This is a genomic window from Actinomadura chibensis NBRC 106107, assembly GCF_001552135.1.
Classification (GTDB): Bacteria; Actinomycetota; Actinomycetes; order Streptosporangiales; family Streptosporangiaceae; genus Spirillospora; species Spirillospora chibensis.
In genome coordinates this window covers 160,268-174,799 of the sequence record NZ_BCQP01000001.1, presented here as the reverse complement: position 1 = coordinate 174,799, position 14,532 = coordinate 160,268, and the positions used below count along the sequence as shown (strand labels likewise).

Annotated in this window: 12 protein-coding genes; 8 read left to right on the top strand and 4 right to left on the bottom strand. The window is 75.0% G+C overall.

Features of this window, described 5'->3' with window-relative positions; all coding sequences use genetic code 11:
- Positions 1-73: 73 nt before the first annotated feature.
- Entirely contained in the window at positions 74-577 is a 504-nt protein-coding gene (locus ACH01S_RS00850; protein ID WP_067884024.1) for a helix-turn-helix transcriptional regulator, read from the bottom strand.
- Between the two features lie 221 nt (positions 578-798).
- Here ACH01S_RS00850 and ACH01S_RS00845 point away from each other — a divergent pair, with 221 nt between their 5' ends.
- The 8 genes from ACH01S_RS00845 (at position 799) to ACH01S_RS00810 (ending at position 11,817) form a co-directional block, all read left to right on the top strand.
- Positions 799-2,004 carry a coiled-coil domain-containing protein gene (locus ACH01S_RS00845; RefSeq protein ID WP_067884013.1) on the top strand — a complete coding sequence of 402 codons (1,206 nt, stop codon included), beginning with the start codon at positions 799-801 and terminating at the stop codon, positions 2,002-2,004.
- 485 nt (positions 2,005-2,489) lie between these two features.
- Entirely contained in the window at positions 2,490-4,526 is a 2,037-nt protein-coding gene (locus ACH01S_RS00840) for a serine/threonine-protein kinase (protein WP_425458341.1), read from the top strand.
- Positions 4,523-5,815 carry a PP2C family protein-serine/threonine phosphatase gene (locus ACH01S_RS00835; protein WP_067884011.1) on the top strand — a complete coding sequence of 431 codons (1,293 nt, stop codon included), beginning with the start codon at positions 4,523-4,525 and terminating at the stop codon, positions 5,813-5,815. Before ACH01S_RS00840 ends, ACH01S_RS00835 begins: the two co-directional genes overlap by 4 nt.
- Positions 5,812-7,215 carry a vWA domain-containing protein gene (locus tag ACH01S_RS00830; protein ID WP_083980100.1) on the top strand — a complete coding sequence of 468 codons (1,404 nt, stop codon included), beginning with the start codon at positions 5,812-5,814 and terminating at the stop codon, positions 7,213-7,215. The genes ACH01S_RS00835 and ACH01S_RS00830 overlap by 4 nt, the downstream gene beginning before the upstream one ends.
- 2 nt (positions 7,216-7,217) lie before the next feature.
- Complete coding sequence (locus ACH01S_RS00825) at positions 7,218-8,078, top strand: FHA domain-containing protein (protein ID WP_067884010.1); 861 nt, start codon at positions 7,218-7,220, stop codon at positions 8,076-8,078.
- Entirely contained in the window at positions 8,075-9,592 is a 1,518-nt protein-coding gene (locus ACH01S_RS00820; protein WP_246236889.1) for a GlnX family signal transduction membrane protein, read from the top strand. Before ACH01S_RS00825 ends, ACH01S_RS00820 begins: the two co-directional genes overlap by 4 nt.
- The gene (locus tag ACH01S_RS00815; RefSeq protein ID WP_246236887.1) at positions 9,580-10,446 is read left to right on the top strand and encodes a glutamate ABC transporter substrate-binding protein; all 867 of its coding nucleotides are present in this window, start codon (positions 9,580-9,582) and stop codon (positions 10,444-10,446) included. The genes ACH01S_RS00820 and ACH01S_RS00815 overlap by 13 nt, the downstream gene beginning before the upstream one ends.
- Before the next feature lie 174 nt (positions 10,447-10,620).
- Complete coding sequence (locus ACH01S_RS00810; protein WP_067884009.1) at positions 10,621-11,817, top strand: hypothetical protein; 1,197 nt, start codon at positions 10,621-10,623, stop codon at positions 11,815-11,817.
- Here the strand turns inward: ACH01S_RS00810 and ACH01S_RS00805 are convergent.
- From ACH01S_RS00805 to ACH01S_RS00795, 3 genes are all read right to left on the bottom strand, one after another.
- Complete coding sequence (locus ACH01S_RS00805; RefSeq protein WP_067884007.1) at positions 11,778-12,413, bottom strand: hypothetical protein; 636 nt, start codon at positions 12,411-12,413, stop codon at positions 11,778-11,780. The genes ACH01S_RS00810 and ACH01S_RS00805 overlap by 40 nt on opposite strands.
- Positions 12,414-12,932 carry a PH domain-containing protein gene (locus ACH01S_RS00800; protein ID WP_306303226.1) on the bottom strand — a complete coding sequence of 173 codons (519 nt, stop codon included), beginning with the start codon at positions 12,930-12,932 and terminating at the stop codon, positions 12,414-12,416. It abuts the gene before it with no gap.
- Between the two features lie 108 nt (positions 12,933-13,040).
- On the bottom strand, positions 13,041-14,468 hold the full coding sequence (locus ACH01S_RS00795) for an NAD(P)/FAD-dependent oxidoreductase (protein WP_067884006.1): 1,428 nt from the start codon (positions 14,466-14,468) through the stop codon (positions 13,041-13,043).
- Positions 14,469-14,532: the final 64 nt, after the last annotated feature.

The window sequence follows — 14,532 nt, the reverse complement described above, 5'->3', positions numbered from 1 at the left end:
CCCGGGCCGCGAACGCGGAACGGGAAACGGCCCCTCGCGACCAACGGGGGTTCCAGGGGGTCGCCCCCCTGGGCTAATAACGCTTCTGGAATGGGAGATACCGCTCCGCCCTGCGGGGGCGGGCGAAGAGGCCGGTGGATTCGACGGCGAGGATGCGGTCGAAGCGGAAGGCGCGGACGCCGCGCCGCATGCGGCACCAGCCGACGAGGTACCAGTGGTCGCGGTGGACGAGGCAGGTGACCGGTTCGACCTCCCGGATCGTGACGTTGGCGCCGGCGTCGCCGTAGCAGAGCCGGACGACGCGGTGCTCGGTGATCGCGGCGGCGATCACCCGGGCGCGGTCGGAGGTGGCGGTGTCGAGGGGCGTGGTGAGGGTGGCGAGCGTGGTGGTGACCACGTCGTCGTGCGGGGCGGCGTCGAGGAGGGTGTGCAGGGCCCGGCGCGCGGTGGCGGCCTGGGGGCCGGCGCCGAGGTGCGCGAGCGACAGCGCGAGGGCGGCGATCTCCGCGGCGGTGAGCGGGGTCGGCGCGGTCGGCGCGGGGGTCGCGGTCTGGGGGTGCGTCGCAACGTTCGCCATGGTTCGATCATACGTTCGAGCACTGACATTCCGAAGCCCTCGGACGCGCCCGAATCGAGTCGCCGGACCCGCCCGCGACGGTGATCGCCCCTCGGCTTGAGAAGCCGACCGCGGATGGTGAAAACTTGGGCACCAAAACGTGCTCTATTTGGGGGAATCGGGGGCGAACATGGGCCGACCGTGGACCGGCGTTGAGTGACGCGCGGCTGGGCCGGCCCCCGATGAGCCGAGACGAGGCGGACCGGACGCTGGCGCGGCTCCGCGACGAGAGGGAGCGCATCAGCGGCGCGCTGCTCGAACTGGAGGCCCACCACGGCTACCAGTTGCTGGAGGGCGCGGTGCTGGAGGGCGCGACGCGGCGCGTGCAGTCGGAGGTGCGCGCCGGGATGACGTCCCTGTGGAGCCTGTTCGACGTGTACGGGCGGGTGCTCCGCGACGCCGAGGAGCTGCGCGCCCGCCAGGCCAGGCCGGGCCAGGCGCAGCTCGCCGAGCTGACCTGGATGCTGGCGGGCCCCTCGGTCGAGCTGCCCGCCGAGGAGGTGCCGCTGGAGCGGCGGACGCTGCTGTCCGTCCCGGGCGGGGAGCGGCTGACGCTGCGGTCGGCGGTCGAGCGGATGACGCCGATGTACGAGGAGGTCGCGCGGTCGGTCGCGGCGCTCGACGCGGTCTGGTCGGCGCTGCTGTCGCGGCTCGCCGAGGTGGAGGCCGAGCGCCGGGCGGCGGACGAGCTGCTGGAGTCCCTCGGCGGCGCCGAGCCCGAGCTCGACCGGCTGCGCGCCGAGCTCGACTCGGTCGCCGCGGTCGTCCGCAACGACCCGATGGCGCTGGCCCGCGACGGCCGCGCCGACACCGCCCGGCTGGACGCGGTCCGCGCCGGGCTCGCCGAGGTGCGCCGCGGCCTCGCGGAGGCGGAGCGGCTGCGCGACGGGTTCGCCGACCGGCTCCGCGGCGTCGCCGCCGTCCTCGCGGAGCTGCGCGCGGCGGAGGCCGACGCCCGCCGCGCCCGCGACGAGGTGCTCGCCAAGATCGCCTCCCCGGTGCTGCCGGACCCGCCCGGCCTGTCCGCCGCGCTGGCCGACCGGCTCGCGGCGGTGAGCCGTCCGGCCCGGGGCGGCGGCTGGAACGACCTCGCGGTCCGGGTCGCCGACCTGGAGCGCGCCGCGCGGGACGCGCTGGAGCGCGCCCGCGAGACGGCCGGCGTGATCCGCGGACTGCTGGACCGGCGCGAGGAGCTGCGCGGCCGGCTGGAGTCCTACCGGGTGAAGGCGGCGCGCCTCGGCCACGCCGAGGACGCCGAGCTCGCCCGGATCTACGAGCAGGCCCGCGAGCTGTTGTGGACCTCCCCCTGCGATCTCCGCAAGGCGACCGTGACGCTGTCGGGGTACCAGCAGGCCATCAACGCGCGGGCGAAGGGAGCGGAACGATGAGCCAGTGCGCCGAGCCGGGCTGCGGCGGAACCGTCGAAGGCGGATATTGCGTCCTATGCGGCGTGGCCGCCTCACCCAGCCCACAGCCCCGGCCGGGTCCCCGGCCGGGGGCGTGCGCGCAGCCCGGCTGCACCGGCACGATCGTGGACGGCTACTGCGACGTGTGCGGCAACCCCCCGGCGGCCGCGCCGCCCCCGCAGGCGGCTCCGCCAGCGGCTCGGCCAGCGGCTCCGCCGGTGGCGAGCGTCCCGGCGCCGCGTCCGCCGGTGACCGTCCCGGACGACGCGTGCCGCATGGCGGGCTGCACCGGCACGATCATGGACGGCTACTGCGACGTCTGCGGCTCGCCGCCCGCGCACACGTCCCTCACGTCCCGGGCGGGCGGATCCGGGAGCCGCGGCTCGACCGGGAGCCGCGGGACGTCCGGCAGCACGCGGACGGGCAGTTCGCGCACCGGGTCGTCGCGCTCGTCCGGCCGCCGCGGGCTGCTCGGCGCGGGCCTGGTCGAGGTGCCGCGCGTGCCGTACCGCGACCCGTCCACCGCCGTGATGAGCGACCCGCAGGTCGCGGAGGGCAAGCGGTTCTGCAGCAACTGCGACGAGCCGGTCGGCCGGGGGCGCGCCGGGCGCCCGGGTCGCACCGACGGCTTCTGCCCGAAGTGCGGCACGAAGTTCTCGTTCACCCCGAAGCTCCGCCCCGGCGACATGGTCGGCGGGCAGTACGGCGTGCTCGGCTGCCTCGCCCACGGCGGCCTCGGCTGGATCTACCTCGCCAAGGACCACAACGTCAGCGACCGGTGGGTGGTGCTGAAGGGCCTGCTGGACAGCGGCGACGCCGACGCGATGGCCGCCGCGGCGGCGGAGCGGGCGTTCCTCGCGGAGGTCGAGCACCCGAACATCGTCAAGATCTACAACTTCGTCCAGCACGACGGCGACGGCTACATCGTCATGGAGTACGTGGGCGGCCAGTCGCTGAAGGACATCCTGCTCCAGCAGCCGCAGCCGCAGGGCGAGAAGCACCTCCCGCTCGCGCAGGCCATCGCCTACGGGCTCGAAGTGCTGCGCGCGTTCGACTACCTGCACGCGCAGGGGCTCGTCTACTGCGACTTCAAGCCGGACAACGTGATCCAGTCCGAGGAGCAGCTCCGGCTGATCGACCTCGGCGGCGTCCGGCGGCTGGACGACCCGGACGGCGCCATCTACGGCACGGTCGGCTACCAGGCGCCGGAGATCGCCGACGACGGCCCCTCGGTGTCGTCCGACCTGTACACGGTCGGGCGGGCGCTGGCCGTGCTGAGCTTCCCCTTCCGCGGCTTCACCCGGACCTACGCGCACGCGCTCCCGCCCCGCTCCGAGATCCCCGTCCTGCGGCGGTTCGAGTCGTTCGACCGGTTCCTGCGCCGCGCGACGCACGAGGACCCGGCGGCGCGGTTCCAGGACGCCGCCGAGATGTCCGAGCAGCTCACCGGCGTCCTGCGGGAGGTGCTCGCCGCCGAGGACGGCACGCCGCGCCCGGCCCCGTCCGTGCTGTTCGGCCCGGAGCGGTTCGCGACCCGGACGGCGGGCGGCGAGCCCGAGACCGCCGAGTCGGCGCTGCCGCCCTTCCCGCCGCCGGTCGCCGCGGCGGCGCTGCCCGTCCCGCTGGTGGACGGCGCCGACCCCGCCGCCGCGTTCGTCTCCGGGCTCGGCGCGCTGGAGCCCGCGCAGGCCGCCGAGGCGGCGCAGCGCGCCCCCGACCGCACGGCCGAGGTCAGGTTCGCGCTCGCCCGCGCCAAGATCGAGCTGGGCGCCGCCGGGGAGGCGGACGCGCTGCTCGACGAGCTCGCGACCGAGCGCCCCGGCGACTGGCGGATCGACTGGTACCGCGCGGTCGGCCTGCTCGCCCAGGGCCGGACGGCCGAGGCCGAGCCGCGCTTCGACCGGCTGTACGGGCTGCTGCCGGGCGAGGCCGCGCCGAAGCTGGCCCTCGCCTACTGCCGTGAGCGGACGGCCCCGCACGACGCCGTCCGGCTGTACGAGACGGTGTGGCGCACCGACCAGAGCTACATCAACGCCGCGTTCGGGCTCGCCCGGGTGCACCTCGCGGCGGGCGACCAGGGCGCGGCCGTCGCCGCGCTCGACTCGGTGCCGAAGATCTCGATCCGGTACGTGCCCGCGCAGGTCGCGGCCGTCGCGACGGCGGTCAGGGGCCGCGATCCCGGCACCCTCACGGCGGCCGAGCTGGTCGCCGCGGGCGCCCGGCTCGGCGCGCTCGACCTGGACGCCGACCGCCGCGACCGGCTGGCCGCCGAGGTGCTGGAGGCCGCGCTCGACTGGCTCGTGCACGCGGGGGACGGCGCGTCGCGCGCGGCGGCGGACGGGGTGCGCGGCGGCGCCCTGCTCGGCGCCCCGCTCGCCGAGACCCCGCTGCGCCGCCTGCTGGAGTCGACGTACCGCGAGCTGGCCCGGCGCACCCGCGACCGGGACGAGGCCCGCCGCCTCGTCGACTCCGCGAACGCCGTCCGCCCGAGGACGCTGCTGTGACCGGCGACCCGGGCGGCGCGAAGGCCGCGGAGCTGACCTGCCCGTCCTGCGGCGAGATCGTGTTCGCCGACGAGATCTTCTGCGAGGAGTGCGGGCACCGGCTCGCCGAGTCACCGCCCGCCGCCCCCGCCGCGCCCGCCCCGGGGGCGGAGCCTCCGGCGCCCGACCGCGTCGACGCGACGGTGGTGCAGAGCACGCCGTCCGCGCGCCGACGGGCGTCCGGGCGGCCCTGCGCGGGCTGCGGCGCCGCGACGATCGACGCGGACGGCTACTGCGAGGCGTGCGGCCTGCGCCAGCCCGCCGAGCGCGACCACGTCGAGATCGAGCTCCCGGCGCCCGGCGGGAACGGGACGCGCCCCGTGGTCGCGGCGGGCGCGAGCGACCGCGGCCGCCGCTACAGCCGCAACGAGGACGCGATCGCCATCGCCGCGCACTCCGCCGGGATCGCCGCCGTGGTGTCCGACGGGGTCGGGTCGTCGCAGCGCCCGGACGACGCGTCCCGCACCGCCGCCGACACCGGCGCGGCCGAGCTCGTCGCGCGCCTCGACGCCGGGGACGACCCGGAGGAGGCCACCCGCGCCGCCGCGCTCGCCGCCGCCGCGGCCGTCGCGGCGCTGTCCACGTCCCCGGCCGAGGCGCCGTCGTGCACGTACGTGTCCGCGGTGACGCGCGGCCCGGCGGTCACCGTCGGGTGGGTGGGCGACAGCCGCGCCTACTGGCTCGCCGCCGACGGCAGCGTGGACGACCCCGCCGCCGAGGGGTCGGCGCTGGACGCGGCGGAGGTGAGCACCGGCGACATGGCCGAGCTCGGCCCGTCCCGCCGCCTCACCGACGACGACTCCTGGGCCGCGTTCATGGTGGCGCAGGGCTCGCTGACCGAGGCGGAGGCGGAGGCGCATCCGAACGCGCACGTCATCACCGCCTGGATGGGCGCGGACGCCGGGCAGGTCAACCCGCACGTGGCGACGTTCCGGCCGTCCCGTCCGGGGACCCTGCTGGTGTGCAGCGACGGCCTGTGGAACTACTTCCCGGCGGCGGGCGACATCGCCGCGCTGCTGGCCGCCGGTCCCGACGGTCCCGGCGGGGCGGAGGCGGCCGCGGGCGCGCCCGATCCGGGGCACGACCCGGCGGCCGACCCCCTCGCCGTCGCGCGGACGCTGGTCCGCCACGCCCTGGACGCGGGCGGCCGGGACAACATCACGGTCGCCGTGATCCCGCTGCCGCCGCCCGCCGTCCCGCAGAGCCGCGTCCACCCGAGCATCCCGCAGAGCACGGAGCAGCCCCGATGAGCGAGCAGCCGCAGTTCACCGTCACGATCGACCAGAACAAGTTCCTGCCCGAGGGCGGCCGCGAGGTGCACGCCATCGTGTCCGTCGAGGCGTCCGGCGGGGCGGTCGCCCCCGCCTCCACCCGGGCGTCCGAGGTCATCATCATCGACACCTCGGGCTCGATGTCCTATCCGAACACGAAGCTGACCGCCGCGATCTCGGCGGCGAAGGTCGCGATCGACACGCTGCGCGACGGCGTCGAGTTCGCGGTGATCTCCGGGTCCAACACCGCGTCGATGGTGTTCCCCGCGCAGCCGGGGCTGGTCGCGGCGAACCCGCAGACCAGGGAGCAGGCCAAGGCCGCGCTGAGCAGGCTGAAGGCGTCCGGCGGCACGGCGATCGGGTCGTGGCTGCGGCTCGCCGACCAGATCTTCGGCGACGTCCAGGGCGGGATCCGGCACGCGATCCTGCTGACCGACGGCAAGAACCAGCATGAGACGGCCGAGGAGCTCGACGCCGTCCTGTTCCGCTGCAACGGCCGGTTCGTGTGCGACTGCCGCGGCGTCGGCACCGACTGGGAGGTCGCGGAGCTGCGCAAGGTCGCGTCGGCGCTGCTCGGCAGCGTGGACATCGTCGCCGACCCGGCCGGGCTCGTCGCCGACTTCCAGGCGATGACGGAGGCGGCGATGGGCAAGTCCGTCGCCGACGTCGCGCTGCGCGTGTGGACGCCGCAGACGGCGCGGCTGAAGTTCGTCAAGCAGGTCATGCCGACCGTGGAGGACCTGACCGGGCGGCGCGTCGAGTCGGCGCCGCAGGCCGGGGACTACCCGCTCGGCGCGTGGGGCGCCGAGTCCCGCGACTACCACATCAGCGTGGAGGTCCCGCCGGGCGAGGTCGGCAAGGAGCTGCGCGCGGCGTGGGTGAAGCTCGTCGTCCCCGGCGCGCCCGGTGAGGAGGCGCAGGTCCTCGCCACCGGCAACGTCCTGGCCCAGTGGACGGACGACGAGGCCGCCTCCACCCGGATCAACGCGCGGGTCGCGCACTACACCGGGCAGGCCGAGCTCGCCGCCGCCATCCAGGAGGGCCTCCAGGCGCGCAAGGACGGCGACGTCGACACCGCGACCGCGCGGCTCGGCCGGGCCGTCGTCCTCGCCGACGAGGCGGGCAACGAGGAGATCACCTCGATGCTCCGCCGGGTCGTGGACGTGGTCGACACCGCGACCGGCACCGTCCGGCTGAAGCGCAACGTCGACAAGGCCCACGAGATGGAGCTCGACACCCGTTCCAGCAAGACCGTCCGCACCCGGCGGGACGAGACCGTCCCGCCGCGCAAGGACGAGACGGTGACGACCAGACGAGGAACCGACTCCCTGGGGACGCGCAGAGGCGACCCCGCGGGCGGCCGTCCGGACGAGGGCTGAGCATGCCGCACTGCCCCAGCGGACACGCCTCGCAGGCGACGGACTTCTGCGACGTCTGCGGCGAGCGCATCGCCTCCTCCGCCCCCTCCACCCCGTCCGGAGGGGGCGCGGGCCAGACCGGCGCGCGGCCCGTGCCCGGCGCCCCGGCGGCCGGGACGCCCTGCCCCGACTGCGGGACGCCCGGCTCCGACCGGTTCTGCGAGGCGTGCGGCTACGACTTCGCGACCGGCGGCGGCGTGCCCACGCCGCGCACGGCACCGGCGGGCTCGACCGCCCAGACCGTCCTGCCCACTCCCCCGGCGCGGCCGGGCGGGCCGCCCGACCGGGGGCCGTCCGACCCGCGGCCCCCGACACCGGAGCCGCCTCCCGTCCCGGCCCCGCCGCCCGCCCCCGCGACGGGCACGGCGACAGGCACGGCGACGGGCACGGCGACCGTGTGGACGGCGGTCGTGCGCGCCGACCGCGACTACTTCGACGCGGTCATGGCGGAGGAGGGCCCCGACTCGGCGTCCCTCGCGTTCCCGCCGTACGCGCCGGAGCGGCGGATCCCGCTCGCCGGGCCGCAGGTCCGGATCGGGCGGCGCGGCTCGGCGCAGCCGACCCCGCCCGAGATCGACCTGCGCGACCCCCCCGAGGACCCCGGCATCTCGCACGTCCACGCCGTCCTGCTGGCGCGGCCGGACGGGACGTGGTCGCTCGTCGACCCCGGCTCCACGAACGGGACCTGCGTGAACGGGTCGACCGAGCCCATCCCCACCAACGTGGAGGTCCCGGTCTCCGACGGCGACCGGATCCACGTCGGCGCCTGGACCACCATCACTCTCGTCCGACACGAGGCCCCCCAGATAGGCAGGGCGACATGACGGCTGTGCAGCACGCTCCCCCGGCGGGGCAGCCCGCTCCCGCTCCCGCCCCCGGGCGGCCGGCCGCGCGGCGGCGCGGCGCGGCGCGGCCCTGGCGGACGCCCGAGCCGCCGCCGACCGGCGTCGCGCGGCTCGTGCCGCACACCGTCGCGGGCCGCGTCCGGGCGCTGACGGCGCTCGCGGCCGTGCTGCTCGTCGCGATGCTCGCGGTGTCGTGGTGGGCGATCGCGAACGCGCGCGAGGGCGTCCGGGTGATCGGGCACGACGCGGGCCCGCAGGTCGTCGCGACCGGCGACCTGTACTTCCAGCTCACCGACATGGACGCGCAGCTCGCCAACGCCCTGCTGATCGGCGGCGCGGCGGGCGGCGGGCGCGCGCAGGCCCTCGCCCGCTACGACGAGAACCGGCAGAAGGCGGGCGCCGCGCTGCTCAAGGCGGCGAAGCTCGCCGACGAGACGACCGAGGACAACACCGCCCGCGACGTCCTGGACGCCCTCGGCCGCTACGAGTACATCGCCGGGCGGGCGCTGCTGCTCGACGAGCAGTCGCAGCACGCGTCCGGGCCGCCGTCCGACAAGGTCATCGAGCTGTACCGGCAGGCGACCGACCTGATGAAGCTGGACGTGCTGCCGAAGGCGTACAACCTGACGCTCGACAACGGGACGCTCGTCCGGCACACCTACGAGGACAAGCGCTCGGCCGTCCTCGCGGGCCGCACCTGGATCATGGTCACCGGGGTGGCGCTGCTCGCCGTCCTGCTCGGCTTCCAGCTCTACCTGGCCCGGCGCTTCCGCAGGCTCCTGAACGTGCCGCTGGCGCTCGCGACGCTCGGCACGCTCGCGCTGCTCGCGGCGGGCGCGGCGATGCTCACCGGGCAGGCGGGCCACCTCCGCAAGGCCAAGGAGGAGGGCTTCGACTCGATCCTGGCGCTGTCGCGGACGCGCGCCATCAGCAACAGCGCCGCCGCCGACGAGACCCGCTTCCTGCTCGACCCGGGACGCGCGGACGCCTACGAGCAGGTCTACCTGAGCAAGTCGCAGACCGTCCTGTACCTGAAGGCGGGGAACCTGACCGAGTACAACCAGGCCGTGCAGAGCGACCTGTCGTTCGAGCCGGGACGCGCGAAGTTCCTGGGCTTCCTCGGCACCGAGGCCAACCGTCCCACCGAGTCCGACGAGCGGCGGGCGCAGCTCGCCGACGCGCTGGGCAAGGCGCTGAAGGACTACCAGAAGGTGCAGGCGAACGACAGCCGGATGAGGGCGCTCGTGCACGGCGGCCAGCGCGAGCAGGCCGTCGCCGGGCGGGCCGCGTCCGCCGCCGACTTCACCGAGTACGACCGGTCGCTGCAGGCGCTGGCGCGCGTCCACCAGAGGTCGTTCGACGAGGCCGTGAAGGACGGCGACGACGGGACGAGCGGCTGGTACGCCGTCCTGCCCATCGCGGGCGTCGTCATCGCCGCGCTGGTGTTCGTCGGGGTCCGTCCCCGGCTCGCGGAGTACCGGTGGTCGAAGTGAGGCGGCGGCCGGCGGCGGGGCGGCGGCCGGCGGCGGGCGCCCTCGCGGCGGCGCTGCTCGCCGGAGGGACGGCGTGCGGGATCGCCGACGCCGACGAGAACTCCGTGAAGGGCCGGGACCGGCTCGTCATCGGCGTCAACGCCGACCAGCCGGGCCTCGGCGAGCGCATCGCCGACGGCTCCTACCAGGGCTTCGACATCGACGTCGGGAAGGACATCGCGCGGCGGCTCGGCGTGCCCGGCGGGAACGTGACATTCAAGCGGGTCACGTCCGCGACCCGCGAGTCGATGATCCAGAACGGGGACGTGGACCTCGTCGTCGCGAGCTACTCCGTGACGCCCGAGCGCAAGGTGAAGGTCGCGTTCGCGGGGCCGTACTACGTCGCGCACCAGGACGTGCTCGTCCGCGAGTCCGACGCCCGGACGATCCGCGACGTCCACGACCTGCGCGGGCGGCGGCTCTGCCGGGTACCGGGGTCGGTGTCGTTCCCGCGCGTCCACGACGAGCTCGGCGTCGCCGCGCTGCCCGTCGAGGCGGACGGCTACACCGGCTGCCTCGACGCCCTGACGTCCGGACGGCTGGACGCGGTGTCGACCGACGACCTCATCCTCGCCGGGCTCGCCGCGAAGGCGTCCGGAAGCGGGCCGAAACTGAGGATCGTCAACGCGCCGTTCACCGACGAGCCGTACGGCGTCGGCGTCCGGCGCGGCGACGTGGACGGCTGCGAGGCCGTCAACAAGGCCATCACGCAGATGTACCAGGACGGTACGGCGCAGCGTCTGCTCCGCAAATGGTTCGCGCCCGTCGGGTTGGCGTTCACAACCACCGTCCCGCAATTCGAGGGATGCGTGTGAACGGCGATCACCCCCCGCACAATGGCGGTCACGGAATGGCGCGGGAAGGGCCGGTGCCACCGGCCGGTCACTGAGATCAGTCGGTTACGTAAGTGCCGGTCGGCGCGCGTGATCGTAAGTTATGGTCGCGTTCAAAACCCGTTCCGGTAACCACCGTCACGTCCGAGGAGTGCCATGACGACGGTCATCCTGGTGGTGATGTGCGTCGTCGTCGGGGCGCTCGAACTCTACGCGGGAAAGCAGAGCCGGGATCAGGCGAACGCCTTCACGCGGCGGATCGACGCGCTGAACGAGCAGGTCACGAAGCAGAACAACGTCCTTGTCACGGTCGGGGAACAGCTCACCGCCGAACTCGGACGGGTGAAGCAGGACGTCCTCCCCGCGCTCGACACGAGGCTCCGGCAGAACACCGGTCAGGTGGAGGAGCTCGCGGGCCTCGTCCACCAGGCCGACGACTTCCTGCGCACGCAGGCCGGGCGGCTCCGCGACCTGGAGCAGCAGCGGATCACGCTCGCCGCGCTGCGCCGCAAGCTCACCGAGGTGGAGACGTCGGTGCGGGCCGTCACCCGCGCGGGCTCGGACGAGGTCGAGGGCAAGGTCGACACCGCGCTCGACCGGCTCGCCGAACTGGAACGCGGCGGCGCCGAGATCCTGGAGCTCCAGCGCACCCTGACCCGCACCCTGGAGGACGTCGAGGACGTCGTCGCCGAACTCCTCCAGTACACCGAGGGCGAGCTTGACGACACCGTCACCGCCGCGCTGACCGGCCGCCCCCGCCCGGACGGCGAGTCGGTCACCGCGACCGGGCGGCTGTGGACGCGCGACGAGCAGCTCGACGACATCCTCGGCGAGATGTACGAGCGGTGCGTGCGGGCGAGCCGGCTGAACGTCCGGTTCCGCACGGCGGAGGGCCCGAACGGGTCGGCGCCGGGCGCGCCGGAGCGCCGCCGCTACTTCCTCGGCGGGCAGGCCGCCGACGACCTCGCGGGCGCGTTCAGCGCCCTGCTCATCTCGACCGGCGCGGACCTGCCGCACAACGGGAGCGCGGGCGGCGACGCGCGGCGCGGGCTGGCGCGGGTGGAGCCGGGCGTCCCGGCGGGCGTCGAGCCGCCCCGGCCGCCGGAGGACGAGGCCGCGCTGAAGGCGCTGCTGCGGACGCTGTCCGAATGCTCGGGCGCGGTCGCGCAGATCGGGCCGCTGATGGCCGTCCGGACGCGGGACGAGCTGCTGTGCGCCGTGCTGACCGCCGCGCAGTCACTGGAGCTGGAGAACGACGAGGTGTTCTGGGACCCGGCCGCCGCGACCGTCCGGCTGCGGCGGCTCCCGTCGCATCAGCTGTGGGACCTCACCGGTTGGGCGACCGCCCCGTAGGCGCGCACCGTCCGCACCGACGGGCTCCCGATCCGCACGTACAGCGGGCACGTCAGCGCGCGGGTGACCGGGTCGATCTCGGCGCACAGCCCGATCCCGGCGGCGCGGTCGAGGAACACCGCGTTCTCCACCGCCCGCGCCCCGCGCACCGCGTACGGGACCGAGTCGGGGTCGCCGGGGTCGAACAGCTCCTCGAACGTCAGCCGCCGCGCGAACCGCATCAGCGTGCCCGCGTCGACGACGCGGCTCCCGATCGCGGCGGCGGGGCCCGCGACGACGATGCCGAAGCTCGGGTTCTCCCGGCCCCGCACGTAGATCTCCCGGTCGGGCTCCAGGCCCTTGCGGCGGTCCGGGATCTGGACGCCGAACCCCGCGTCGCCGTTCAGGTAGGCGGGCGGGCCGAAGCCCGGGGACGGCGTCCCCTCCCGGACGCGGAGCGCGCCCGCGGGCATCTCCCAGCCCGGCAGGTACACGCCGAGGCCGCGCAGCAGGAGCCGCCACACGGGGCGTCCCGTCACGTCGGGCGCGAACTCGCCCTCCGGCCCGCGCGCCCCGCTCTGCCTGGCGGGGCGGCCGCCGTTGCCGTCCGCGTCCATCTAGTCGGGGGACTCGTCGATCGTGCCGAAGATGACCGAGGAGACCTCAAGGTAGAGCTGCTCCGGGTACGGCATGAAGCCGACGTTGCGGAGCGCCTGCTTCTGCCCGGCGGATTCCATCACGAATTCCCCGTACCCGAGAATCCGGCCGCCGACGGAGCGGTTCAACGCGATATCCGTCACTTTCGCGACGGGCATCATCGCCACCGTCCGGTTGAGCACCCCCATGACCACCATGACGCGGTGCTCGGTGACCAGGAAGAACTCCACCGACCAGGCGATGACCTTCCAGACCAGGTAGGCGATGGCGACGAGCCACGCCCACCAGATCCAGATCACGCCGCTGACCGCGCTGACCGCGGCGCAGGCGACGAGCCCGGCGACGACGATCCCGACGGGCAGCAGCAGGACGGCGGGGTGGCGGCGGACGGCGATGACACGTCCCTCGTAGGACATCAGGTACTTGTCGACGGTGCGCGACGAGCTGTCGTGCTGCACCATCATGTCCTGCAGGTTCACGGCGGCGTCCTCGTCATGATCCGGGTGGTTCAACGGTAGCCGACACGGCCCTGCCGGTGCAGTGATCAACCCATTGCCTCGCCCTCACTTCCGGCGCCCGGGACGGAGTTACGAGTCGAATCCGGCGCCGAGGCGGTCGAGGAGGCGGAGCCAGCGGCCGCGGCGTCCGGCGTCGCGGTCGGCGCGGGCGATCGCGCGGCGGGTCAGCTCGATGACGCCGTAGCGGAGCGGCTCCGGCGGGAACGGGACGGGCCTGCCGCGCACCATCGCGAGCCGCGTCCGCTCCGTCCGCTCGCCGGGGGCGAGGCCGACGCCGAGCAGGTCGAGCATGACGTCCGCGCCGAAGCGGGTCGCGCCGACGCCGAGCCCGGTGTAGCCCGCCGCGTAGGCGAGCCTGCGGTCGTGGGCCGTTCCGAAGAACGCGCAGAAACGGCTGCACGTGTCGACGACGCCGCCCCACTTGTGGCTGAACCTCACGCCTTCGAGCTGCGGGAACGTGGCGAGGAAATGCGCGGCGAGCGTCGCGAACGTGGCGGGGCGGTTCTCCAGTTCGGGACGCATTCCATTCCCGTAGTGGTACACGGCGTCGTAGCCGCCCCACAGAATCCGGTCGTCGGCGGTGAGCCGGTAGTAATGGAACTGGTTGGCGCTGTCGCCGACACCTTGCCGGTGCCGCCAGCCGATGGATTCCCGCTGGTCGGCGGTGAGCGGCTCGGTGACGAGCGCGTAGTCGTACACGGGGACGACGAAATGGCGCACGCGTTTCAGCAGCGGCGGGAACGCCCCCGTGCCGACCGCGACCCGGCGCGCGGAGACCGTCCCGCCCCCGCCTTTCCGGGTCGCGGTGGTCAGGTGGAGCGCGCGGGCGTCGGAGCGCAGGCCCGTGACGCGGGTGTCCTCGTAGACGCGGACGCCGAGCGAACGGCACGCGTCGGCGAGGCCCCACGCGAGCTTGGCGGGGTGCACCATCGCGACGGCGTCCCGGTCCCACAGCCCGGCGAGGTAGGTGGGCGAGGCGACCTCGGCGCGGACGGCGTCCGGTCCCAGCAGGACGGGCTCCCAGCCGTACTCGAACGCCTTCTCCGCCGCCTCCGCCAGCGCCGGGACCTGCCACTCCTCGGTCGCCACGCTCATCTCGCCGGTCGGCTCCCACTCGGCGTCGACGCCGTACCGGTCGAGGGTCGCGGCGATGGCGCGGAGGTTGTCCCAGCCGAGGCGTTCGAGGGCGTGCATGTCGTCCGGCCAGCGCGCGAGGCCGTTCTCGAGGCCGTGGGTGAGGCTGGCGGCGCAGAACCCGCCGTTGCGCCCGGACGCGGCGGCGCCGATCCGCCCGGCCTCCAGCACGGCGACGTCCAGGGACGGGTCGCGCTCCTTGGCGCGCAGGGCCGTCCACAGGCCGCTGTAGCCTCCGCCGACCACGGCGAGGTCGGCCTTCAGCGCGCCGGTCAGCGCCGGACCGGCGGGCGGACGGGCCGCGTCCCGCAACCAGAACGGGACCGGCTCGGCGTCGGCGAGCGCCTTCTCGGCGGCGTCCATCGCGTACCTCGCGTTCACGGCGTCCTGGCGTGCATGGCGTGCATGGCGTACCTGGCGTTCACAG